This is a genomic window from Blautia sp. AM23-13AC, assembly GCF_003435675.1.
Lineage (GTDB): Bacteria > Bacillota > Clostridia > Lachnospirales > Lachnospiraceae > Fusicatenibacter > Fusicatenibacter saccharivorans.
Genome location: NZ_QTUL01000006.1, coordinates 147,042 through 170,021, shown reverse-complemented (window position 1 = coordinate 170,021; position 22,980 = coordinate 147,042). Strand labels below are relative to the sequence as shown.

Genomic DNA, 22,980 nt, shown 5'->3' with positions numbered 1-22,980 from the left:
GACCGTCATGGCGCTGCCGACCACCATCTGGTATATTCTGTTCTGCTTCCTGCCTATGTTCGGTCTGATCATTGCGTTCAAGAATTACAAAATCACCGGCGGAAAGAGTTTCATTTATAACCTGCTCCACAGTGACTGGGCCGGCTTCAAAAACTTTTCGTTCCTGATCAGATCCAACGACCTGTTCGTCATCCTGAGAAACACAATCCTGTATAACCTTGCATTTATCGTTCTTGGTATGGTATTTTCCGTAGGACTGGCTATCATGATCAGCCTGCTGCACAACAAAAGAGCGTCGAAGGTATATCAGACGATGATGTTCTTCCCATATTTCATGTCATGGGTTGTAGCTTCCTACTTCCTGGATGCATTCCTGAACCAGGACAACGGTCTGATCAACAGTATAATGAGAAATGCAGGCAAGGAACCGATTCAGTGGTACATGAGTGCCGGTGTATGGCCATTTATCCTGATCTTCATGTATCTGTGGAAATCTACCGGATACAACATGGTTATCTACCTGTCCAGCATTTCCGGTATTGATACCACACTGTACGAGGCAGCCGTTATGGACGGCGCCAATAAGAGACAGCAGGTATGGCACATTACCCTGCCTTGCTTAAAGAGTGTCATCATCATGATGTTCATCCTGAATGTCGGAAAGGTCTTCTACTCCGACTTCGGACTGTTCTTCCAGCTTTCTCAGGGAGCAAGCGGTTCGATCTTCAAAACGACAGCAACTATCGACACATATGTATACAACGCACTGCAGTCTTCCACTCCGATCGGAATGACTTCTGCGGCAACATTCTTCCAGTCTGTTGCATGCTGCATCACCATCCTTCTTGCCAATGCCATTGTGAAGAAGATTGATGAAGACAGCGCGATTATTTAAGGAGGTACAAAAATGGCAAAAAAGAAAAAAGATCTTGATCTGGCTTCCTCTTCACATTTAAATCAGATCCAGGGATCTACAAATGCAATTTTCAATGTTATTTTTGTGATCCTTGCCCTGGCCTGCATTATCCCGGTGGTATTCATCTTCATGATCTCGATTTCTTCCGAGCATTCGATCAAGATGAATGGCTACCAGTTTATCCCGAGTGCATACTCGCTGGATTCCTACAAATTCCTTCTTCGGGAAGGACAGATGATTGTGACTGCACTTGGCGTTTCCGTTGCGGTAACGGTTATCGGTACGGTAATCGGAGTTGCCCTTACGATGCTGATGGGTTACGTTCTTTCCAGAAGCACCTACAAACTGAACGGATTCTTCACCATGGTCGTTTTTATTCCAATGATCTTCAATGGTGGTATGATTTCTTCTTATGTAGTTAACACACAGTTCCTCAACCTGAAAAACAGTATCTGGGCGCTGATCCTTCCGCTTTGTGTTTCTTCGTTCAACGTTGTTATCTGTAAAACGTTCTTCAAGACCAACATTCCGGAATCCATCATTGAGTCGGCACAGATCGACGGAGCAACCCAGTTCCAGATTTTCGGAAAGATCGCCCTGCCGCTGTCGAAACCGCTGATGGCAACGATCGCCCTGTTCCTCACCTTCGGTTACTGGAACGACTGGTTCCAGTCTTCCCTGTACATCAGCGATACCAAGCTGTATTCCCTGCAGGCTCTGCTGGATCACGTACAGAGAAATATTGAGGTGATGGCAAACAACCCGTCTCTTGGCGTTACCACGGCACAGTACATGAACTCGATGCCAAAAGAGGGCGCCCGTATGGCGATGGCAATCATCATCATCATCCCGATCGCATGCTGCTATCCGTTCTTCCAGAAATACTTCATTTCCGGTCTGACGGTCGGTGCGGTAAAAGGCTGATCGACCATTTACCTTTATGGATCTCATACTGAAGCAAAAGGCTTCGGTTAAGGATAATTTCAACATTCTATATTTTATATCAGGAGGATGCTACAATGAAAAAGAAACAGTTTTTAGCTCTTGCACTTTCTGCTGTTATGGCCGGTGGCATGCTGGCAGGCTGCGGAAGCAGCAACGGAAGCAGCAGCTCTTCAAAGAGTGATGCAAAAGATGAAGTTGTTACACTGAAATGGATTCAGGTTGGTAACGGAATGCCGAAGGATTATGATGAGTGGCTTGCACAGATCAACCCATATCTGGAGGAGAAAATCGGCGTTAATGTAGACATGGAAATCGTTCCGTGGGGTGACTGGGATAACAGAAGAAGCGTTATCACAAACTCCGGCGAGTATTTCGATATCCTGTTCACCGACCAGAACCGTTACTCTTCTGAGGTGAACACCGGCGCACTGATGGACATTACAGATCTGCTCAAAGACAACGCTTCCGAGCTGTATGACATGATTCCGGAAGATTACTGGAAAGCAGTAGAAGTAAATGGAAAAATCTACGGCGTACCGACCTACAAAGACAGCTCCCTTTCCGAGTACTTTGTATGGGATCAGGATATTGCAGACAAATATAACATTGATGTAAATTCTGTAACAGATTTCAATACTCTGTACGATGCTCTGAAGACAGTAAAAGAGGGCGAAGGCGGATCTCCGTACTTCATGTCCAAAAATGGTGCAAACTTCCTGCTGAACCTGAACTACGATGATTTAAGCTCCGGACTTCCGGCAATCGGCGTTAAATACGGCGATGACAGCAAGACCGTTGTCAATCCGCTGGATGACGAAGAAATCCTTTCCAACCTGGATATCGTTCGTAAAATGTATCAGGAGGGCATCATCAACGGAGACGCTCCGACAGCAGATGATTCCAGCAAATACGCAATGTTCTTTGTTGCACAGGGATGGAGCGGCGCTGCAAAAACAACATGGGGTCCGAACAATGGTATCGCCAATTGTTCAGCAGTACAGTATGGCAACACAGTCGTTTCCAACACAACTGTACGTGGTTCCATCAATGGTATTTACTCCGGATGCAAGCACCCGGACAAAGCACTTCAGCTTCTGAACCTGGTAAATACGGATTCCAAAGTACGTGACTGGTTCTACTATGGAGCAGAAGGAAAAGACTTCGAGTACACCGATGACAATAAGGTACACCGCCTGACCACTGACTGGGGTATGGCCGGATATACCCAGGGTACTTTCTTCAACGTAACTCAGACAGACGATGTTGACTTCAACCAGTGGGATGAAGTAGAAGAGCTGAACGAGAAAGCAACTCCGTCTGAGATGCTTGGATTCAACCTGGATACCTCCAACATCGAAACAGAGCTTGCAAACTGCCGTGCCGTATATGAGAAATACTATTCTGAGTTATTCACCGGCGCACAGGATCCGAGAGAGCTTGTAAAAACAATCGATGCAGAGCTTGAGACCGCAGGCTGGGAGACCATCCGCGAAGAAGCTCAGAAACAGATTGACGCACAGAAATAAGTCTGATACATTAATTTTATAAGAACTACAACAGGGCATTTTCGATTGCGGAGATGCCCTGTTGTAGAATAACGGGAAATGAGAAAAATTGAGCGAAAGGATGAAAAAAGAATGAAAGAGACCTTACCAAAGTCCATTCAGGAGCTGATTTTAAGCCTGAGAGAAAAACTGAAAGACGAGCCGGAAATCGTTGATATGTTTGAACGATGCTACTCCAATACCCTCGACACAACCGTAAAGAAAATGGAGGACGGCAGCACCTACGTCATCACCGGAGATATCCCGGCCATGTGGCTGCGTGACTCGGTAGCACAGCTGCGCCCGTACCTTGTTCCGGCGCAGAACGACCCGGAGCTGGCTGACCTGATCGCAGGCCTGATCCGCCGCCAGTTTATGTGCATCAACATTGATCCATACGCAAACGCATTCAACGAAGGACCGAACGGCAACTGCTGGGAGAAGGACGAGACCGATATGGGACCGTGGATCTGGGAGAGAAAGTATGAGATCGATTCTCTCTGCTATCCGCTGCAGTTCTCCTATCTGTTCTGGAAGAACACCGGAAGAACGGATCAGTTTGACGAGGTTTTCTGGGAAGGTGTTGACAAAATCCTGACTGTATTTGAGACTGAAATGAACCACGAGGAGAAATCCCCGTACAGCTTCATCCGTAAAAACTGCTCCTACACCGATACGCTTTCCCGCGATGGAAAAGGTGCGCAGGTAAAATCCGGCATCGGCCTGATCTGGTCCGGCTTCCGTCCAAGCGATGATTCCTGCCGTTACGGTTATCTGATTCCGTCCAACATGTTTGCGGTTGTCGTTCTGAATTATCTGAAGGAGATCGCAGATTTCGTCGGCGGAAAAGAGGAGATTGCGAAGAAAGCAGAAGAGATGGCAAAGACCGTAAAACAGGCCATTGAGACTTACGGTACCACCCATATCTGGGGACTTGGCGATGTTTATGCTTACGAGGTAGACGGCTTTGGCCAGTATAATCTGATGGACGATGCCAATGTACCGAGTCTTCTGGCTATGAGCTATCTCGGCTACGAGCCGGAAAGCCAGGAAGTGGCTGACAACACAAGAAAGCTGATCTTAAGCGAGGCAAACCCGTTCTATTATGCAGGAACGAAGCTTTCCGGTATCGGAAGCCCGCACACACCGGTCCGCTACGTATGGCACATCTCCAAAGCCATCGAGGGACTGACCGCACCGACAAAAGAGGAGAAACATCAGATGATCCACGAACTGATGGCAACCGACGGCGGTACAGGACTGATGCACGAGGGTGTTTTCGTAGATGATCCGACCGTTTACACCAGAGAGTGGTTCTCCTGGGCAAACGCAATGTTCTGTGAGCTGGTGATGCAGTATTGCGGATATGAGATTAAGAAATAAAGATGAAAAAATAAAGATGAAAAACACGAAAAGAGGAGGCTGTGCTCAGTGCACGGCCTCCTCTTTTACCTACACCACAGAAAACTGTCTGCGACAGCCTTCACTGAAAGGAGAGACAGCAGTGGGGAGAATACTGCTGTCCCAGGGGAATATGGGATTTTCATCCCGCTTCTTTTCTCTGCCCACGGGGTATTATACACAGTTTTTTGCGATATGTAAAAGATATAATTGATATGAAAGATATAATAAATTGGCATGATGAAGAAATGTAAAAGAATCTGAGCATCAGAAAATCTTAGGAAATCTATAGGGATTTCTTTGGAAAAGAAGAAGCGGAATCCTAAGAATGTTTTGGTAGAATCCTCTTATCAAGTGAAGATGAGAGGGGAAAGAACATGACCTGGAAAAACGAGAAAAAATCAAAAGCATTACTTGTGGTATTCGGCATTTACCTGGCGCTGCTTGCCTGGTGCATTTTATTCAAATTCGCCTTGCGCCCGGAAGAAATTCCGCACCTGCGGGGGATTAATCTGATTCCGTATGCGGCGTCGGTTGTGGTGAACGGGAAAGTGCAGATTAGTGAAATTATCGAAAATATGCTGGTCTTTCTGCCGTTCGGCCTCTGCATCTCAGCCTTCTATCCGGACAGCGAAATCCAGAACCGCATTCTCCTTGCATCGGGACTGAGCCTGTTTTTTGAGGTGACGCAGTATATTTTTGCGATCGGCGCGAGTGATATTACGGATGTGATCGATAATACGCTTGGCGCGGTGATCGGAATTCTATTGTATCTGGGGATGAAAAAAATCTGGAAAGAGAAGACGGGAAAGATCATTACCATTCTGGGAGCGGTGCTGGAAGTGCTGTTTCTGGCGTTATTGTTTTTTACGTTTGCGGCGAATAGGATGTTTTAAGATTGGAATTCAGGAAAGGATAGTGTATAATCGAGAAAAGGACAAATTCCGAAAGCAGGTGTGATGGATGGAAAAAGTAATCAGTATAGGAAAACAGAATTTTGCATCCTTAAGGGAAAACCATTATTTCTTTGTGGATAAATCTCACTTCATCAAGGACTGGTGGGAAAACGGGGATGAAATCACCTTGATCACCCGCCCCCGCCGCTTTGGCAAGACACTGAATATGAGCATGCTGGACTGCTTTTTCTCTAATAAATATGCCGTCCGGGGCGATCTGTTTGAAGGACTTGGCGTTTGGGAAGAAGGAAAATATCGGGAACTTCAGGGAACATATCCGGTGATCTTTTTGAGTTTTGCAGCCGTGAAAGCAGATCAGCTTTCGGAAGCGAAAATCCAGATCAAACAGCAGATTGCGAGAGTATATGAAGAAAACCGGTATCTTCTGGATGGGGATCTGCTGAGCGGAAATGAGAAGAAAGCATACAACGAGGTCAATCTGCATATGGGCGATGCGGAGGCCGCAGCGGCACTCAATAATATGAGTATGTATCTGGCGCGGTATTACGGCAGAAGAGTGATTATTCTGTTGGATGAGTACGACACGCCGATGCAGGAAGCGTATGTCCATGGCTACTGGGCGGAATTTACAACGTTTGTGCGGAGTCTGTTTAATGCGACGTTTAAAACGAATCCTTATCTGGAACGTGCGATGATGACCGGAATCACGAGGGTTTCGAAAGAAAGTATTTTTTCTGACTTAAATAATCTGCGTGTGGTGACGACGACATCGGATCTGTATGCGGACTGTTTTGGATTTACCGAAAAGGAAGTTTTTGCATCTCTGGACGAGTTCGGAATGGGAGACAAAAAGGACGTTGTGAAGCAGTGGTATGATGGATTTATCTTTGGCGGACACCGCGATATCTACAATCCATGGTCGATTACCAATTATTTAAAAGAAAAGAAACTGCGCCCGTACTGGGCAGATACGAGTTCGAACGGTCTGGCAGGAAAGCTGATCCGCACCGCCTCGCCGGAAATCAAAGAGTATATGGAAGATCTACTGAACGGACAGGCAGTCACGGTGAACTTTGATGAGCAGATGGTGTTTGAACAGCTGGATTACAATGAAAATGCAATCTGGAGTCTGCTGCTCGCGAGCGGTTATCTGAAAGCGGAAGAGGTGGAGTATCGTGGAATTACTTTGAAGCCGTGGTATCAGCTCCGTATCACCAATCTGGAAACGGTGAGCATGTTTGATGATATGTTCCGCGGATGGTTTGAAGCATCGGAAGCTGGGTACAGCAGCTTTGTGAAAGCACTGATGCAGGGCGATCTGGAAGCGATGAATTATTATATGAATAAAGTGTCACTTGCAACCTTCAGCCATTTTGACGTTGGCGGAGAGAACAGTGAAAGTCTGGAGCCGGAACGATTCTATCATGGCTTCGTCCTGGGACTGATGGCAGAGCGTGCGGAGTGTTATCAGATCCGGTCGAATCGGGAAAGTGGATTTGGACGGTATGATGTGATGATGATTCCGAAGAATAGAGAAAAAGATCCGGCGATTATTATTGAATTTAAAGTCTGCAGCCGGGTAAAAAAGGAGACACTGGAAGATGCGGTGCAGGAGGCTTTAAAACAGATCGTGGATAAAAAATACGACGCAGAACTGGTGGCCCTTGGCGTGCCGCAGGAAAGGATCCGGCATTATGGGTTTGCATTTGCGGGGAAGAATGTATTGATTGGAGCAGAATGAGAGAAACGGGTGATGAAGGTCATCCGTTTCTTTTGGCGTAAAATGGTATTCCTATTGACTCACTATGATATAGATAGTATGATAAATTTAATTTTTAAAATTTATTTTTACGTGAGGATATTTTATCTATGAAACGATTTTCTTCCACTACCTTAAAAACTGCTTTCGTAAAATCCATCCCGATTTTCTGCAGCTACGTTTTCGTCAGCATGGCCTACGGCATGATGATGGCATCCGCCGGCTTTCCCTGGTATGATTCACTGTTGGTAAGTCTGACGGTCTATACGGGCGCGTTCCAGTTCGTTCTGATTACGTTTCTTTCTAGCGGCGCTTCCCTCATCACCATTGCGCTCACTGCACTTCTGATGAACAGCCGCCAGAGTTTTTACAGCATTACCTTCCTGAAGGAATTCAAACAGATGGGGCGCCGCAAGCTGTACATGATTCACACGATGACCGATGAGACATACGCCGTAAACTGTACCTTAGATCTTCCGAAAAAAGAAAAAGAGGACACCATGTTCCTCGTCGCTCTGTTCAGCCGCTGCTATTGGATAGTTGGTTCGGTTCTTGGCGGCATTTTAGGCCAGATCGTTCCATTTGACCTGACGGGCCTTGATTTCTGTATGACAGCCCTGTTTCTCATTATCTTCATTGACCAATGGGAAAAAGCAGAGAAGCACACGCTGTCGCTGTCTCCGCTCTGATCACCTTCGGACTCCGTGCACTCCCGTTTCTTGCATTTTCCGGCAGCCGTAAAATGCCCGCATCACTCGAACGACTCGGCCAGGCACTGCCGTCTGCCATCATGGCGGTACTGATCATTTACTGTATGAAAGATATTCCCACCGGCGGTATCTCTGCCGCAGTACCGAAACTGCTCGCAGCAGCGGTCGTTTTTATCACCTACAAATGGAAACACCAGACCCTCGTCTCCATCCTTCTTGGAACCATTTCGTATATGATGCTTCTGCGTCTCTTTTAAAAAGAAACGGTGCAGTTCTGAATTCATGGCAGAAATTCAGAACTGCACCGTTTTTCTATTCTCTATATGCATTAGAAGGATTGGCAATTATTCGATGACTTCGTACTCTCCGTCGCCCGTCTTTTTGAATAACGGAAGCTTCTGCAGAAATACAATATCTTTTCGATCAGCAGCATCGCCCTCAGCAAGGATCGCTGCTTTTTTTACAACCTCTGCACTGGCATTCGCCATCAGGCATTCCAGTGCGTGCAGGGACTCGCCGGTGGAAATGACATCATCCAGCAGGCAGACACGTTTGCCGCGGATTTTATCTGCGTCTTTTCCATCCAGATAAAGATGCTGCTCACCCGCTGTTGTAATCGAATGAACGGATGCGGAAACCACATCTTTCATGTAGGATTTTGTGCTTTTTCGTGCAACGATAAATTCTTTATGGCCCAGCTCTTTGCTTACTTCATACGCTAGGGCAATACCTTTCGCTTCTGCGGTGACAATGGCATCGACTTCTCCGATTTTTGCGGCCAGCTCCGGCGCACATGCACTTACCAGCTCGGTGTCACCAAGGACAACAAAGCTTGCAAACGCCATCTCCTCACTGATCGGGATAAATGGAAGTGTTCTTTTCACTCCGCAGAGCTCCATGCTGTATTCTTTCATACGATTTTCCTCTTATGTTACTGAATTTATAATCCAAGCAGTTTTGCAGCAACACCGGCCAGCATTCCGAGGAACGGGTTTGTTACTGCAGTGACAACCATTGTGGTTCCGCCGACGGCTGCATTGACAGCGAAGGCAGACGGCGCATCCAGTACAACGGTTTTGAAGATACCGAGTACAAACAGGAAACCTGCGATCGAAGAAGACGGAACAAATTTTCCGATTTTCGGAAGCAGTTTCAGAAGCAGAATTACACCGATCACAACCATCATGATGACACCAGCCCATACAGCGTGCGGTGCATTGGCAGTTGCGGAAATGATTGCCTCAACCGGGGCTCCTCCGAAAAAGGAAGAAAACATATCGGCCAGGGAAGAAATCACGGTCAGGTTATCGACGTTGTAATTTCCGCCGGTTGCCATTCCTGCGGTAATTCCGCCGAAGGAAATGTTGGAACCAATGTTCAGGCAGACCATACCGAGTGCGCCGAGAATTACGTTGGCATTGATTGTAAATTTCTGGCGGACAAATTTATCATCCTCTACGACAATGCTGGATTTCTCTTTGTTGAAAAATGCATTGGCAATGCAGGATGCTACAACGGAAATGACGATGGTATAAACCAGGGTATTGGCACTGTCTTTGGTAAAGTAATAGGTGATCAGTGCTGCGGCCAGGGAAACACCGCCGGAAATGGCATCACTCTTGATCATATCGATCGCGGCCTTTACCAGAATGATACCGACACCGGCCATCATTCCATAGGCAACATCCTCACCTACAAAGTTTACGATTTTTGTCAGCAGTCCAAACACTCCGATCAGAGCCATAATCACACCGCCGATAAAAATCATCGTACAGCGTTCCGAACGGTCTTTTCCAGCCGTTCCGGCGTAAGTGATCGTCTCCGCCTGGAAGGAAATTGGTGCGACACTCTGCGTAATCGTATTGCCCACCGCACCAACAAAGAATGCCAGCGCCGTCGGAACCGATGCAAATCCAAACGTCAGAGCAAGAAGACCCTGCGGCAGACCATTCAGCACAACGCCGATGATTGCCAGAAGATCTGTTAAAATGGCTTTCATACTAAATACTCCTCCTCACTATGAAATATGTCGTTTTGAAGCAAAGAAAAGTGTAGCACCAAAACCGGTCAAAGTAAACCAGATCAGTCATGAAAGGTTTTTGTCAGTGATAATAAGTCAATCTTATATACAAAATATTATTATTTCTGTGTGCTAATAAATCAAGAGGATTTTTAAATGTCTGCATAACCAATAATCAATAGTTACAAAACTGGGTGCCATTATTTGGAATTGTGCATATAGAAGCGAAGAAAAAGATTTGCTATACTAAATCTGTATGAGGGTTTTTATCACAGTTATAAGAAATGGAAAGGGGATTTTTACTTATGGCAATTACAGAGACAAAAACAAAATATGGACAGGTTCATGGTGTGCAAAAAGACGGCTACACGGTATTCCGCGGCGTTCCGTACGCAAAGCCGCCGGTAGGCGAAAAACGATTCTGCCCGCCGGAAGAGCCAGCATGCTGGGAGGGCGTTTATAAGGCGGATCATTTCGGATGTGTCTGCCCGCAGACCGAGCATGAGCCGGACTCCTTCTATGGAAAAGAATTTTATCTCGATCCGGAATTTGGTATGAACCAGAGTGAGGATTGTCTGTACTTAAACATCTGGACACCGGCAAATGCAGCGGATGAAAAACTGCCGGTTGCCTTCTGGATTCACGGTGGTGCATTCGTGCATGGATTCAGCCACGAATCCGAATTTGATGGAGCTGCTTACTGCGAACGCGGAGTGATTCTCGTTACGATCAATTACCGTCTCGGTGCTTTCGGATTTTTGGCACATCCGTGGCTGTCCGAGGAGAGCGGTGTCGGAAGAAGCGGAAACTACGCGATTCTCGACCAGATCGCAGCACTAAAATGGGTAAAAGAAAATATCGCAGCATTTGGCGGCGACCCGGAAAATATCACCGTATTCGGCCAGTCCGCGGGATGCATGAGCGTACAGACACTCGTCAGTTCTCCGCTGACTGAAAACTGGATCAGCAAAGCCATTTTCCAGAGCGCCGGCGGCTACGACACCGGACTGAACCGCGATATGCCGCTTTCTGAGGCGGAAACCATCGGCCAGGAATTTGTAGAGCTTAGCGGAGCAAAATCGCTGGAAGAACTGCGTGCGATTCCGGCTGAGAAAATTGTGGAGCTGCAGGAGGAGTTTGGCCGCGTAAATCCATCGAGAATGCTGAGCTTCGTGCCGAACATCGACAATCACCTGCTGACCTGCGGCTATAACGAGGCAGTAACCGAAGGAAAAATCAAGGACATCCCATACATGCTCGGATCAACCGCAGACGACATCGGCGTGTTCCCGGAGATGAAAGAAAAAGGCGAGCACGGCGGCATCTATAAGGGATGCATCAACTGGAGCCTTGCGCTGGAAAAACTCGGAAGAAAACCGGCTTACGTTTACTACTTCACCCGTGCCCTGTTAGGTGACGACGCCGGAGCGTTCCATTCCTCCGAACTCTGGTACATGTTCGGAACCCTGGGCCGAAGCTGGCGCCCGAAAACCGAAGGCGACTATGCCCTCAGCAAAGAAATGATGGACGACTGGACCAATTTCATGAAAACCGGAAACCCGAACGCAGAGGGAAAAGACGACTGGAAACCATGCACAAAGGACGACCCGTATGTGCAGGTGCTGGATGTGAGAAAATAAGCAGAAGGAAATAAAAATGGCAATCGAATATAAAAGACTTACTCAAAAGGAACTGGATCTTTTCATTCAGATGAGAATCCATCAGCTTCGCGAAGAGGGGGCAAAAGAAGAAATTGATTTAGCACCTGCGTTAAAAGATTACTATGAACGTCATATGGCGGATGGTACTTTTGTATCTTGGATTGCTGTTGACGGAGAGAGCATCATCGCAACAAGTGGAATGTCATTTGTAGAAAAACCTCCATACTTTGGATGCCCGAGCGGCAGAATTGGATTACTGTCCAGTATGTTTACAGATCCGGCGTATCGAAGAAGAGGTATTGCAAAAGAATTGCTGTCCCGTGTGATAGAAGATGCAAAAGAATATGGATGCGGAACAATACAGATTACGGCATCGGATATGGGCGTTAAGTTGTATACAGATTTTGGATTTGTGCACAATGGGAATTTTATGCAGTATAAATTGTAATGTTCCTCAGAAAGAGATATTCTTTCCACTGGCTGCGATATTGGAAAAATATTCAAAGAAAGAGGAAAAATTAGAATAAAGAAAGAGCAGCATTTTACCGGCGTGTGAAAGGTAAAAATGCTGCTCTTTTTGCGTGGCAGAATCAGTCGTCCAGATCGTTGCGCTCGCGGAAGATCTGATAAATGGTGTCGATCAGTTCATCGTCATCGAGGCCTTCGAACTCGGCTTCGTTGACATCGAGATTCTCGGAAATGATGCGCAGAATGTGTACCGGTTCGTCATCGCCGCCGTCGGCCGGATAGAGAACTGCGTACTCATCCTCCTTGTATTCTACGATATCCAGAAGCTCAAAACGGACAGAATTTCCGTCCTGATCGGTAAGGACAATAAGATTGGAATCCATAATTGCAATATACTCCTTTGTGTGTTATTTTTGCCGCTCAAAAACATGCAAATATAAATTTATTATACTATGAGCAATTGGATTTGAAAAGAAAAAAGTGTCTGGTGCGATACGCTTGATATTTTGCGCCGATACGGTATAATGACAACAGAGTAAAAACTGGCGGCTGTGGCCGTACCCGGAAAAATTGGGTGAAAGGAAGAACTTATGAATTATCAGGTATTAGATGTCAAAGTAAAAGATACAGAAGAAACTGCAAAATTATATACGTATTTTCTGGACAACTCGCGTGAGATTGCTCCGGAACGCGTGCGTCCGGTCATCGTGATCTGCCCGGGCGGCGGTTATGAATGGGTGTCCGAGCGTGAGGCAGAGCCGATTGCGCTGAAGTTTGTCGGAGCCGGTTACCACGCTGTTGTTCTGCATTACAGTGTTGCTCCGGCAGCTCACTATCCGACGGCACTCCGCCAGCTTGCCTGGACCGTTGCACATCTGCGGGAGCATGCGGCAGAATATCATATTGATCCGAACAAAGTAGTAGTAGCGGGATTTTCCGCAGGCGGCCATCTGGCAGCATCGTACGGTGTGTTCTGGAAAAAGAAAACATTCCTTGCAGAAGAACTTGGCGTAGACGCAGAGCAGCTTCGTCCGAACGGTCTGCTGTTATCCTACCCGGTTATCACATCCGGTCCGAAAGCGCACCGCGGATCCTTCACCAATCTGCTGGGAGACCGGTACGATGAGCTGGTAGACGAGATGTCTCTCGAGAATCAGGTCAGCCTCGATACGCCGAAGACCTTCCTGTGGCATACCGCGCCGGACGACTGCGTGCCGGTAGAAAACTCCATTCTGTTCTTTACTGCACTGCATGCACTGGAGATTCCGGTAGAAATGCATATTTATCCGGTCGGCGGCCACGGCCTTGGCCTTGCAAGCGAGGAGACACAGAGCTATGAATACCAGAACGCAGTACGCGAAGAGTGCCAGAGCTGGATTTCACTGGCACTGAGCTGGATGCAGCATTTATAAAAAAATGTCCCAGAAGGGAGAACAAAGATGAAAGTATTAATTGTAGTAGATATGCAGAATGATTTTATCGACGGAAGTCTCGGCACGAAAGAGGCGGTCGGGATTGTTGACCGCGTTGCAGAGGTGATGGATTCGTTTGACGGAGCTGTTATCTGCACCAGAGATACCCATTTTGCGGATTATCTGGAAACGTCCGAGGGCAGAAAACTTCCGGTAGAGCATTGTATCGAAGGAACGAAGGGTCATGCACTGCAGGATACAATTCAGAAAATGGCGGAGAAAAAACAGGCCGTGGTGATGAATAAAATCACCTTCGGTGCAAAAAATCTGCCGGAGGAGATCGAAAAACTGGCAGGCGGCGTGCCGGAATTCATTGAACTCGTGGGACTCTGCACCGACATCTGCGTGATTTCCAATGCCATGCTGCTGAAAGCATTTTATCCGGAAGTGCCGATTTCTGTCGATGCATCCGCGTGCGCGGGCGTAACGCCGCAGAGTCATAAAAATGCATTGGAAGCTATGAAAATGTGCCAGATTGACATTGTAAACGAATAGACGGAAAAGAGGAAAAATTATGAGCACAACAAGATTATTTGATCAGGATGCGTACCTGGGTGAATTTGAGGCAACCGTAGAACGGAGCGTCTGCGAGGGCGGCATGTACCGCGTGCTGCTGGATCAGACCGCATTTTTCCCGGAGGGCGGCGGCCAGCCGGCAGATGAGGGAACACTGGATGGGATTTTTGTAACGGATGTACAGGAAATCGACGGCGAAATCTGGCATACCGTGGAAGCGCCGCTCGAGCCGGGCAAAACGGTAGTTGGAAAACTTGACTTTGAAAAACGTTTTTCCAATATGCAGAATCACTGCGGAGAGCATATCGTGTCAGGTATCGTGCATCGGATTTACGGTTTCAACAACGTTGGATTCCATATGGGAAGTGATGTCATTACCGTTGATTTTGACGGCGTTCTGACCGAGGAGCAGCTCTACGATGTGGAGCAGGAGGCAAACGAAGCCGTGCTTCGAAATGTTCCGGTTACGATCAGTTATCCGTCAAAGGAAGAGCTGGAAACCATGGATTACCGGAGCAAAAAAGAGATCGAGGGCCAGGTGCGGATTGTGACGATCGAAGGCTGCGACAGCTGTGCGTGCTGCGGAACCCACGTTGCAAAAACAGGGGAAATCCGTCTGATCAAAATCTTAAGTGCCCAGAAATACAAAGGCGGCGTCCGCGTGACCATGCTTTCCGGTGAAAAAGCGTATGCGGATTACTGCTTAAAACACATCAATACCCTCGGCATTGCACGTTTACTTTCTGTAAAACCGGAAGAAGCCGGGGATGCTGTCGTACGGCTGAAACAGAAAAATATTGAGATGAAAAAAGAAATCAAACAGCTCAAAAAAGAACTGTATGCACTGCAGGGAGCACCGGAGAGAAAATAATGGCAAAAGAAAAAGAAATCAAAACAAATGCAATGCGGATTCTGGACCGCCAGAAAATCAAATACGAAGTTCTTCAATATGAATGCGATGAATTTATCGACGGGCTTCACACAGCAGAGAAAACCGGCGCGCCGGTCGAGCAGTCGTTTAAAACGCTTGTGGCGCAGGGCAAAAGCAAACAGTATTACGTGCTGGTGCTTCCGATTGCAGAGGAAGTAGACCTGAAAAAAGCCGCAAAAGCGGTGGGGGAGAAATCCATCGAGATGATCCATGTCAAAGATATCACTGCAGTCAGCGGATACGTCCGCGGCGGATGCAGCCCGATCGGAATGAAAAAACAGTATCCGACCGTGATTCAGGAATGTGCGGCGAATTTTGACAAGGTTTACGTGAGCGGGGGAAGAATCGGAACCACGCTGTGCATGGCGCCGGAGGATCTGAAGAAGGTCAGCAGAGCGGAGTTTGCGGATTTTATTCAGTAAAAACAGAAAAAACTGTATGGAAGCAGACCAGAACGAAGAAAAAAGTTCTGGTCTGTTTCTTTTTGCTGTGATGCGGCTGGAAAATTTCTTGCAAAAAAGGATCATAAAATAATAGCCAAAAAGCAGCGGCGAAATTGCGATACGATTCTACGAATCCGCGAAAAACGGAAAACCTTTCACACGATTTTTCTTTTTGGTGTGAGAAATTTTCATCCCGTTTTTGGAGGCAATTCACAAACCGGAAAAAGTTGCCGAAAACCGCTGGACAAATCGAAAAGAGGCAACTATAATGACCTCACAATCAAGTTGACCCAAACGAAACGGGAGGTGAGAGACAAAATGTCTTTGCAGCACTGTCTGGTACTGACAGTTGCGACAGGGGCGGTATGGATGGATTTAAGAACACGCAGAATTGCAAATGAATGGATTATCACCGCATGGATCGCCGGGTTGGTTACACAGCTCATCCGCTATGGCGCCGCGGGAGCGGGTATTTTTCTTTTTGGGATGCTTTTCCCGATACTCGCACTTTACATTCTGTTCTATTTTCATATGCTGGGCGCGGGAGATATCAAACTCCTATCCGCTGTTGGAGGCTTTCTCGGTGTACCGGCGATCCTGAAATGTATGATTGTGTCGTTCCTGTCTGGAGCGGTCTTATCTATCGGAATCATTCTCGTCTGCGGAAATTTACCGCAGCGTCTTACCAAATTTTTCAATTATTTCCAAACTTATTTTACCAAAAGAAAATACCAGAAAAAAACAGAGCCGGTTCCCTATTACGATGGGAAGTGGGGCATGGAGTGCATCCATTTTTCCGTTCCCGTGCTGATGGGAGTGCTGCTCTGGATTGGGGGATTTTATTGAATACTGCAAAGAAAAAGAGTGTTTTTGCAGTCTGTGATACGGAAATGGAATATGCACGCAATTTTATGGAATATCTGAACCAGAAGAGAAATATTCCGTTCGAAGTGCATGCGTTTTCCAGTGCAGAGATGTTCCTGGAGTTCGCAAAGAATAACGAAACAGAGATTCTTCTGATTTCGGATAAAGCGATGAAAGAAGAGATCCGCCGGTATCCGATCCGTCAGATTATCATTCTGTCTGAGGGCGTACACAGTCCGGTGCTGGATCAGTATCCGGCGGTCTACAAATACCAGTCGTCGGAAAAGGTGATCCGCGAGGTCATGGCGTGCTACGGCGTAGAAAATGGTGTCGATACATCGCCTGCACTGCTGCCGAAAAAGGAAATGCGTATTATCGGCATTTATTCGCCGGTCGGACGGACGCAGAAGACCTCGTTTGCCCTGACGATGGGGCAGATTCTGGCGAAGGAGCGGGCAGTGCTGTATCTCAATATGGAGAGCTATTCCGGATTTGAACGGCTGCTGGAATGCAGCTACGACAGGGGGATGAGCGATATTCTGTATTATGCGAGACAGGAAAATCAGGGCATCATCTACAAACTGGGCGGAATGGTCCAGTCGATGCAGAACCTGGATTATCTGCCGCCCGCCGCATCGCCGATGGACATTCAGACTGCAAAATATGAAGAATGGAAATGGCTGTTTCAGGAGATTGAGAAGAACAGCAGTTATGAAGTGCTGATTCTCGACCTCGGGGATGGCGTGGCGGATTTGTATCAGATCCTGGATTTTTGCAATGAAATTTACGTTCCGATAAGGAATGATGTGATTTCTGCGGCAAAAATGGAGCAGTTTGAAAATTTGCTGCGCCGGTGGGACTGCCAGTCGGTGCTGGACAAGATGCGGAAAATCCACGTTCCGTTCCACACGGCAAACCGGACGGGAAAAGCCTACTTTGAGGAGCTTGTCTGGAGCGAGCTGGGCGACTATGTGCGTCAGATTCTGCGGGACGGCAGAAGAGGAGAAGAAACATGACAATGCCGGAAATTCTGCGGAGAAAACTGATGGAGCGGATCGATATCGCATCCGAACCGGATGACGGAGAGGTTCTCGAAGAGATTGACCGTCTGATTTTAGGGGAAGAAGAAACACGGTATCTTCCGGTGGCACAGAAGGCGGAGCTGCGCAGACAGCTGTTCTACAGTGTGCGGAGGCTCGATGTCCTGCAGGAGCTGCTGGAAGATGCGGGAATTACCGAAATTATGGTAAACGGTTATCAGCATATCTTCGTGGAACGGAACGGCAGAATCGAGAAATACGGCAAAAGCTTTACCTCCGCGGAAAAGCTGGAGGATGTGATTCAGCAGATTGTAGGCCGGTGCAACCGCGTGGTGAATGAACAGAATCCGATTGTGGATGCACGGCTGGAAAATGGAGACCGCGTCAACGTTGTCATGAAACCGGTCGCATTAAACGGACCGATTCTGACCATCCGCCGCTTTCCGGAGCAGGCGGTAACGATGGAATTTCTGGTCTCCATCGGGAGTATTACAAAAGAGGCGGCAGAGTTTCTGCAGGCCCTCGTCCGGACCCGCTACAGCATGATGATCGGCGGGGCGACCGGATCTGGCAAAACGACATTTCTGAATGCGCTTTCCGCCTACATTCCAAAGGGCGAGCGCATCATAACCATCGAAGACAATGCAGAGCTGCAGATCCAGGGTGTGGAGAATCTGGTGCGGCTGGAAGCAAAAGAGGCAAATCTGGAATCAGGAACAGAAATTACGATCCGCGATCTGATCCGCGCAGCTTTGCGTATGCGGCCGAACCGCGTAATTATCGGCGAAGTGCGCGGAGCGGAAACGTTTGAATTATTATCCGCACTCAATACCGGGCATGCGGGATCTTTGAGCACGGCACATGCAAACAGCGTGAAAGATATGATCTCCCGTCTGGAAACGATGGTGCTGATGGGAGTGCAGCTCCCGTTGGAAGCAATCCGCCGCCAGATTGCATCGGGAATCGAAATTCTCGTGCATTTAGGACGCGGGGAGGATGGAAGCCGTCGGGTGGAGGAGATCGCAGAGATCACAGGGATGGAGGAGGACGAAATCAAAACGGTTTCTTTGTTTCGAAGAGAATATGGGAGAGGCCTGCAAAAGACAGGCGAACTGGTACACAGAGAAAAACTGGAGGGGAAAACAGGATGAGAATACGTGCGGGAAGCCAGGCAAAGACGGGCATGGCAGAGGAGAAGGAGACGAAGGGGATCGACTATCAGACCTGGGAATTTACCGGTCGGGAATATCTCGAAATAGCGGGAATCAGTCTTGGGATTGCCGCCGCTGTGAACCTGCTCTGTTACCGGGCGTGGTGGGCATGCATTGCTGTGGTTCCGGTTGGAATCGTATGTTTTCACACGTATCGGAAAAACCGGATTCAGAGACGGAAAGAGGAGCTGTACGACAGCTTCCGGGATCTGATTGCGTGGATGCACACGGCACTGCGTTCCGGCTATTCCATGGAAAATGCAGTGCTGGAGGCGGCAGGACAGCTGGAACAGTCGCTGGGAAAAGAAAACATTCTGGTACAGGAACTGCGCCGGATGCGTCATAAAATGATGATTTCCGTGCCGGTGGAACAACTGTTTCAGGATCTTGCGGTGCGAAGCCGCATTGACGATATTGCGACGTTTGCAAGTGTACTGGTGATTGCGAAGCGGACAGGAGGAAATGTCTGCGAGATCTTTCAGAATACGTGGGATATTTTCTGTACGAGAATTGACACGATGCGGGAAATCCGTGCGGGCGTTTCTTCCCGGCGGTTCGAGCAGAATATTATGAGTGTTGTGCCGTTTGGAATTCTGGGATATGTACAGCTTTCCTTTCCGGAATTCTTAAGTGTGATGTATGGGAATGTAATCGGGGTTTTCTTCATGAGCGGATGCCTTGCCGTGTATTTGGCGGCATGGGTGCTTGGAAAGAAGATTCTGGACATTGAGTTTTAAGAAGCAATTGAAGTTTAAAAAGTAAGACTGCGAATCATAACGATTCGTCCGCAAAAAAGGGGAGGAATCAAATGTTGTGGATTTGTCTGACCGCATGGGCGGGGCTGTTCATCTGGTATTTCCGGATGAGAAAAAAGGCGGAAGATCACAAATTGGTGAGACGGATTTTCTGCCTTGCAGCGACAGGGTTTATAGCGGGCACTGCACTCTGCCTTCCGATCGGAGTGCGAAAAGTTTCAGGAGATGAAAAAGCGGAACTTCAACTGGAACGGGGTGCCTTAGGCAGCCAACCGACAGAGGAAAAACTTGAGGTTTCTGTTGGAAATCAGAAACCGGAAAGAATTACACTGTCTGTACCTGCAAGAGCTTACAGCGCAGAAGAGATAGAAGAGGCGTTCAGTGCGGCGATAGAGGCGCTGGATGAAATCATCTTAGGTGAGAATCTGTCTTTTCATACGGTAAACAGAAACATGGATCTGGTTACGGAAATACCGGGAAGCCCGGTGGCGCTTAGCTGGGAAACAGACAGGCCGTTGTTGATTGACAGCCGGGGTTTGCTGTCAGACGAGATTCCCGAAGAAGGAGTGGAGGTTACGCTGAAAGCGGAACTGGAACTTCAGGGGGAAACAACAGAATATATACGGAAGGTTCAGGTCTATCCACCGGAGATAAAAGGGCGGGATGCGGTTCTTAGGGCACTGAAAAAAGCAGTGGAAAAAGAAAACGAAGCACATCCCGAAGAAACAGCCTATTATCTGCCGGAGACACTGAACGGAGAAACTGTAACATGGTCAAAAGTGCCGGATCTGACAGGTCTGGAGCTGATGGCACTTGCCGCGGCGGCAGGAGCAGTCTGCTGGGCGGCAAAAGGAAGGGAAGAAGAAAAAGCAAGGCAGAAAAGAGAAGAACAGATGCTGCGGGATTATCCCGAAATTGTCAGCAAAATGGTTCTTCTTCTGGGTGCCGGGCTTGGGATGCGGAAAGTACTCGAGCGGATTGCGGTGGATTACCGGAAAAATCTGGCGCTTGGCGGGCAGAAACGTTTTGCCTATGAAGAGATTGTATTTACCTGCCAGGAGATGGAAAACGGTGTTTCCGAGCAGGAAGCGTACCAGCGTATGGGAATGCGTATGGGAACCGGAGCGTATCGTTCCCTTGCTGTTCTGCTGACGCAGAATCTGAAAAAAGGCAGTAAAGGACTGCTGGAATTATTGAAACAGGAATCGCAGGAGGCCTTTGAAGAGAGAAGAAGGCAGGCGAAAACAACAGGAGAAAAGGCATCGACAAAGCTTCTTCTTCCGATGGGCATGATGCTTGCGGTTGTATTGGTCATACTCACGGTTCCGGCATTTTTGTCCTTTTATGCATAGGGGATGTTTTTATCCCCACAACAGCTGGTAAAGAGAGGGAGGTGGGAATTATGAAGCTGATATCGGAGTTCTGGAAAGAGGAAGATGCGGTGGGTGTTGTGGAAGTGATTCTGATTCTCGTTGTGCTGATTGGACTCGTACTAATCTTTAAAAAGCAGCTTGTGAGTCTGGTCAACAGTCTGATGGAGAAGGTCACAAACCAGAGCAACACCGTATAAACGGGAAAATGTCCAATACGGAACTCCAAAGAAAAATTTAGAAGCCGGTACGGACCTATATGTCATTTGCATATCTGTGTCTCGGTATATCCTTTATCCGATCCACGGCATCTAAAGTTCGAAAAAGTAAAAGTAAAGTGGAAGGAGCTGTATCCCATGAGGGAAACAGAAAGACAGAAAAGATGGGCAGCCGGAAGCATAACAGCATATTTGTGTCTCGTTCTGATACTGATGCTTTCCCTGATTTCCGGGACAATTGCGTCGGTGCGAAATGCCCATGCACGGGTGATGACGGCCTGCGCAATGGAACAGGGACTGTATTCTCTGTTTGCCGGGTATGACAGAACACTGCTGGGACAGTACGAGCTGTTTTTTTATAACGGCGGGGATAAGAGCGGTGTCTGGAAACCTGAAACCATGAGCAGAAAAGTCGCAGAAACTGCGGGAGAAGTTCTGTCCCCCACTGCATCGGGGATGGGAATTCTATCAGGCAGTTTATCTGGCGGACAGGTTACAGAAGTTTATCTCGGCGGCTATCGTCTTGCGACAGACGAGGAGGGAAGTGCTTTCTCCCGTCAGATCTGTGAGGCAATGAAAGCCAGCCTTGGAACTTATGGAATACAGCAGCTTTCCCAGAAATTAAGAGGAGAACAGGAAACCGTGAAACGTCAGGAGGACGGACAGAGCGGTTACGAGGAAGAGGAGGTTTTAAAACAGTATGAAGAATCCAAACAGCCAGAAGAGGGAACAGAAAAAACAAAAGGTGAAGGAGAATCTGGAAACGGCACGCCTTCGGAACCGGATCAGAAGCAGCCGGTACCGGAAGATTTTGTGAATCCGATTGAGGTCATTCAAAAAGTAATGAAAATGGGAATTTTAGGACTGGTCCTCCCGGAAGGGCAGGCACTGTCGCAGGGGGAAACGGATGTATCGTTTCTTGCATCAAAACGGGAGCTGCAGAGCGGGTTTGGCATGGCAGAGTGTGGAAAAGAACTGAGCTTTGTGGATAAGATACTTTCGTCCGAATATATTCTGTGGAAATTTCCGTGCTATACCAGCAAGGAGAAGAAGGAAGGGCTGCAGTGCCAGGTGGAATATGTGCTCTGCGGAAAAAACAGTGATCAGGATAATCTGGCGGGAACCGTGAACCGTCTGCTGGCGCTGCGGGAGGCGGCAAATCTGGTGTATCTGGCGAAAGATGCGCAGAAGCAGGGCGAGATGGAAGCAATGGCGGGGGTAATTGCCGCGTCGTTTGGAGTTCCGGCGGCGATGCCGGTTGTGAAAATGGCACTTGCCGTGTGCTGGGCATTTGCAGAAAGCATTCTGGATCTGCGGGAACTGCTGGATGGTGGAAAAGTAGCGCTGTTCAAAACGGCAGAATCGTGGCAGCTTTCTCTGGAACAGCTTCCGAAACTGCTGGAAACAGGGGATCAGAGCAGAAAAAATGCACCGGGCGGCATGGAGTATTCCGATTATCTGCGGCTGCTTTTGATGCAGAAATCGGGAAAAGCGGTAACGTTTGGAGCGATGGATCTGGTGGAATACAATATGCGGACAGAACAGCAGCAGCCGGGTTTCCGACTGGATTGCTGTGTCGATGAACTGGAAGCCGGTTTTACGGCGGTAATTGGGAAACGAGAGTATGAGATTACGAGAAATTATGGATATGAGATGCAGGGAGCAGCCTGAAAAATGGGATGACTCCGGCAGGGATACAAAAGGGTGTTCTTCTGAACGGCACATTTATTTCTGGAACCTTATCAAAAAACTTATCCACTCTTCCGGGAATTTTTATAAATCCGGATCAGGAGAGCAGCCTTTTGTAAAACGAAAATGG

General features: G+C 47.8%; 24 protein-coding genes. 21 read left to right on the top strand and 3 right to left on the bottom strand.

Features of this window, described 5'->3' with window-relative positions:
- Positions 1-7 precede the first annotated feature (7 nt).
- From DW642_RS09160 to DW642_RS09125, 8 genes are all read left to right on the top strand, one after another.
- A complete protein-coding gene (locus tag DW642_RS09160) occupies positions 8-895 on the top strand; it encodes an ABC transporter permease (protein WP_055265684.1) in 888 nt (295 codons plus the stop codon).
- 12 nt (positions 896-907) lie between these two features.
- Entirely contained in the window at positions 908-1,840 is a 933-nt protein-coding gene (locus tag DW642_RS09155; RefSeq protein ID WP_117509975.1) for a carbohydrate ABC transporter permease, read from the top strand.
- 95 nt (positions 1,841-1,935) lie between these two features.
- Positions 1,936-3,387, top strand: coding sequence for an ABC transporter substrate-binding protein (locus DW642_RS09150; protein ID WP_117509974.1), 1,452 nt, complete (start codon positions 1,936-1,938; stop codon positions 3,385-3,387).
- A gap of 111 nt (positions 3,388-3,498) precedes the next feature.
- On the top strand, positions 3,499-4,788 hold the full coding sequence (locus tag DW642_RS09145) for a glycoside hydrolase family 125 protein (RefSeq protein WP_055219311.1): 1,290 nt from the start codon (positions 3,499-3,501) through the stop codon (positions 4,786-4,788).
- 395 nt (positions 4,789-5,183) lie between these two features.
- A complete protein-coding gene (locus DW642_RS09140; RefSeq protein WP_117509973.1) occupies positions 5,184-5,702 on the top strand; it encodes a VanZ family protein in 519 nt (172 codons plus the stop codon).
- 67 nt (positions 5,703-5,769) lie between these two features.
- Positions 5,770-7,464, top strand: a complete 1,695-nt coding sequence (locus DW642_RS09135) for an AAA family ATPase (RefSeq protein ID WP_117509972.1) — start codon at positions 5,770-5,772, stop codon at positions 7,462-7,464.
- A 128-nt stretch (positions 7,465-7,592) separates the two neighbouring features.
- Positions 7,593-8,171, top strand: a complete 579-nt coding sequence (locus DW642_RS09130; protein WP_117509971.1) for an AzlC family ABC transporter permease — start codon at positions 7,593-7,595, stop codon at positions 8,169-8,171.
- Positions 8,126-8,449 (top strand): branched-chain amino acid transporter permease, encoded by a 324-nt coding sequence (locus tag DW642_RS09125; RefSeq protein ID WP_117509970.1) that lies wholly within the window; start codon positions 8,126-8,128, stop codon positions 8,447-8,449. Before DW642_RS09130 ends, DW642_RS09125 begins: the two co-directional genes overlap by 46 nt.
- 87 nt (positions 8,450-8,536) lie before the next feature.
- Here DW642_RS09125 and DW642_RS09120 read toward each other — a convergent pair whose 3' ends face one another.
- A complete protein-coding gene (locus tag DW642_RS09120) occupies positions 8,537-9,106 on the bottom strand; it encodes a phosphoribosyltransferase family protein (RefSeq protein ID WP_117509969.1) in 570 nt (189 codons plus the stop codon).
- Positions 9,107-9,132: 26 nt separating this feature from the next.
- Positions 9,133-10,191, bottom strand: coding sequence for a benzoate/H(+) symporter BenE family transporter (locus DW642_RS09115; protein WP_117509968.1), 1,059 nt, complete (start codon positions 10,189-10,191; stop codon positions 9,133-9,135).
- A gap of 326 nt (positions 10,192-10,517) precedes the next feature.
- Between DW642_RS09115 and DW642_RS09110 the strand changes: the two genes are divergently transcribed.
- Together DW642_RS09110 and DW642_RS09105 are read left to right on the top strand one after the other, a co-directional pair.
- Positions 10,518-11,852, top strand: a complete 1,335-nt coding sequence (locus DW642_RS09110; protein ID WP_117509967.1) for a carboxylesterase/lipase family protein — start codon at positions 10,518-10,520, stop codon at positions 11,850-11,852.
- A 16-nt stretch (positions 11,853-11,868) separates the two neighbouring features.
- A complete protein-coding gene (locus DW642_RS09105) occupies positions 11,869-12,321 on the top strand; it encodes a GNAT family N-acetyltransferase (RefSeq protein ID WP_117509966.1) in 453 nt (150 codons plus the stop codon).
- A gap of 142 nt (positions 12,322-12,463) precedes the next feature.
- Here the strand turns inward: DW642_RS09105 and DW642_RS09100 are convergent, their stop codons facing one another.
- Positions 12,464-12,724: a DUF1292 domain-containing protein gene (locus tag DW642_RS09100; protein ID WP_022461956.1), complete on the bottom strand. Its 261-nt coding sequence runs from the start codon at positions 12,722-12,724 to the stop codon at positions 12,464-12,466.
- 207 nt (positions 12,725-12,931) lie between these two features.
- Between DW642_RS09100 and DW642_RS09095 the strand changes: the two genes are divergently transcribed.
- From DW642_RS09095 to DW642_RS09045, 11 genes are all read left to right on the top strand, one after another.
- Entirely contained in the window at positions 12,932-13,753 is an 822-nt protein-coding gene (locus DW642_RS09095) for an alpha/beta hydrolase (RefSeq protein WP_022461955.1), read from the top strand.
- Positions 13,754-13,780: 27 nt separating this feature from the next.
- On the top strand, positions 13,781-14,308 hold the full coding sequence (locus DW642_RS09090; protein WP_117509965.1) for a cysteine hydrolase family protein: 528 nt from the start codon (positions 13,781-13,783) through the stop codon (positions 14,306-14,308).
- Between the two features lie 19 nt (positions 14,309-14,327).
- On the top strand, positions 14,328-15,200 hold the full coding sequence (locus DW642_RS09085) for an alanyl-tRNA editing protein (RefSeq protein WP_055226602.1): 873 nt from the start codon (positions 14,328-14,330) through the stop codon (positions 15,198-15,200).
- Positions 15,200-15,682, top strand: coding sequence for a Cys-tRNA(Pro) deacylase (gene ybaK / locus DW642_RS09080; protein ID WP_117509964.1), 483 nt, complete (start codon positions 15,200-15,202; stop codon positions 15,680-15,682). The genes DW642_RS09085 and ybaK overlap by 1 nt, the downstream gene beginning before the upstream one ends.
- A 339-nt stretch (positions 15,683-16,021) precedes the next feature.
- Positions 16,022-16,549: an A24 family peptidase gene (locus tag DW642_RS09075; protein WP_022461951.1), complete on the top strand. Its 528-nt coding sequence runs from the start codon at positions 16,022-16,024 to the stop codon at positions 16,547-16,549.
- Entirely contained in the window at positions 16,546-17,583 is a 1,038-nt protein-coding gene (locus DW642_RS09070; RefSeq protein WP_226906364.1) for a hypothetical protein, read from the top strand. Before DW642_RS09075 ends, DW642_RS09070 begins: the two co-directional genes overlap by 4 nt.
- Positions 17,580-18,758 (top strand): CpaF family protein, encoded by a 1,179-nt coding sequence (locus tag DW642_RS09065; RefSeq protein WP_117509963.1) that lies wholly within the window; start codon positions 17,580-17,582, stop codon positions 18,756-18,758. The genes DW642_RS09070 and DW642_RS09065 overlap by 4 nt, the downstream gene beginning before the upstream one ends.
- Positions 18,755-19,555 carry a type II secretion system F family protein gene (locus tag DW642_RS09060; protein ID WP_055265537.1) on the top strand — a complete coding sequence of 267 codons (801 nt, stop codon included), beginning with the start codon at positions 18,755-18,757 and terminating at the stop codon, positions 19,553-19,555. The genes DW642_RS09065 and DW642_RS09060 overlap by 4 nt, the downstream gene beginning before the upstream one ends.
- A 71-nt stretch (positions 19,556-19,626) precedes the next feature.
- Positions 19,627-20,925, top strand: coding sequence for a type II secretion system F family protein (locus DW642_RS09055; protein WP_055226608.1), 1,299 nt, complete (start codon positions 19,627-19,629; stop codon positions 20,923-20,925).
- Between the two features lie 50 nt (positions 20,926-20,975).
- A complete protein-coding gene (locus DW642_RS09050; protein WP_022461946.1) occupies positions 20,976-21,143 on the top strand; it encodes a Flp1 family type IVb pilin in 168 nt (55 codons plus the stop codon).
- Positions 21,144-21,299: 156 nt separating this feature from the next.
- Positions 21,300-22,832 carry a DUF5702 domain-containing protein gene (locus DW642_RS09045; protein WP_117509962.1) on the top strand — a complete coding sequence of 511 codons (1,533 nt, stop codon included), beginning with the start codon at positions 21,300-21,302 and terminating at the stop codon, positions 22,830-22,832.
- The last annotated feature ends 148 nt before the right edge of the window (positions 22,833-22,980 follow it).

Bases quoted from the DNA above. Each gene is read 5' to 3' on its own strand.
- DW642_RS09155 (WP_117509975.1), top strand. From the start codon at position 908: ATGGCAAAAAAGAAAAAAGATCTTGATCTGGCTTCCTCTTCACATTTA.
- DW642_RS09045 (WP_117509962.1), top strand. From the start codon at position 21,300: ATGAGGGAAACAGAAAGACAGAAAAGATGGGCAGCCGGAAGCATAACA.
- DW642_RS09055 (WP_055226608.1), top strand. From the start codon at position 19,627: ATGTTGTGGATTTGTCTGACCGCATGGGCGGGGCTGTTCATCTGGTAT.
- DW642_RS09085 (WP_055226602.1), top strand. From the start codon at position 14,328: ATGAGCACAACAAGATTATTTGATCAGGATGCGTACCTGGGTGAATTT.
- DW642_RS09140 (WP_117509973.1), top strand. From the start codon at position 5,184: ATGACCTGGAAAAACGAGAAAAAATCAAAAGCATTACTTGTGGTATTC.
- DW642_RS09075 (WP_022461951.1), top strand. From the start codon at position 16,022: ATGTCTTTGCAGCACTGTCTGGTACTGACAGTTGCGACAGGGGCGGTA.
- DW642_RS09130 (WP_117509971.1), top strand. From the start codon at position 7,593: ATGAAACGATTTTCTTCCACTACCTTAAAAACTGCTTTCGTAAAATCC.
- DW642_RS09095 (WP_022461955.1), top strand. From the start codon at position 12,932: ATGAATTATCAGGTATTAGATGTCAAAGTAAAAGATACAGAAGAAACT.
- DW642_RS09150 (WP_117509974.1), top strand. From the start codon at position 1,936: ATGAAAAAGAAACAGTTTTTAGCTCTTGCACTTTCTGCTGTTATGGCC.
- DW642_RS09105 (WP_117509966.1), top strand. From the start codon at position 11,869: ATGGCAATCGAATATAAAAGACTTACTCAAAAGGAACTGGATCTTTTC.
- DW642_RS09060 (WP_055265537.1), top strand. From the start codon at position 18,755: ATGAGAATACGTGCGGGAAGCCAGGCAAAGACGGGCATGGCAGAGGAG.
- DW642_RS09110 (WP_117509967.1), top strand. From the start codon at position 10,518: ATGGCAATTACAGAGACAAAAACAAAATATGGACAGGTTCATGGTGTG.
- DW642_RS09145 (WP_055219311.1), top strand. From the start codon at position 3,499: ATGAAAGAGACCTTACCAAAGTCCATTCAGGAGCTGATTTTAAGCCTG.
- DW642_RS09120 (WP_117509969.1), bottom strand. From the start codon at position 9,106: ATGAAAGAATACAGCATGGAGCTCTGCGGAGTGAAAAGAACACTTCCA.
- ybaK (WP_117509964.1), top strand. From the start codon at position 15,200: ATGGCAAAAGAAAAAGAAATCAAAACAAATGCAATGCGGATTCTGGAC.
- DW642_RS09115 (WP_117509968.1), bottom strand. From the start codon at position 10,191: ATGAAAGCCATTTTAACAGATCTTCTGGCAATCATCGGCGTTGTGCTG.
- DW642_RS09135 (WP_117509972.1), top strand. From the start codon at position 5,770: ATGGAAAAAGTAATCAGTATAGGAAAACAGAATTTTGCATCCTTAAGG.
- DW642_RS09160 (WP_055265684.1), top strand. From the start codon at position 8: ATGGCGCTGCCGACCACCATCTGGTATATTCTGTTCTGCTTCCTGCCT.
- DW642_RS09050 (WP_022461946.1), top strand. From the start codon at position 20,976: ATGAAGCTGATATCGGAGTTCTGGAAAGAGGAAGATGCGGTGGGTGTT.
- DW642_RS09090 (WP_117509965.1), top strand. From the start codon at position 13,781: ATGAAAGTATTAATTGTAGTAGATATGCAGAATGATTTTATCGACGGA.
- DW642_RS09125 (WP_117509970.1), top strand. From the start codon at position 8,126: ATGGGAAAAAGCAGAGAAGCACACGCTGTCGCTGTCTCCGCTCTGATC.
- DW642_RS09100 (WP_022461956.1), bottom strand. From the start codon at position 12,724: ATGGATTCCAATCTTATTGTCCTTACCGATCAGGACGGAAATTCTGTC.
- DW642_RS09065 (WP_117509963.1), top strand. From the start codon at position 17,580: ATGACAATGCCGGAAATTCTGCGGAGAAAACTGATGGAGCGGATCGAT.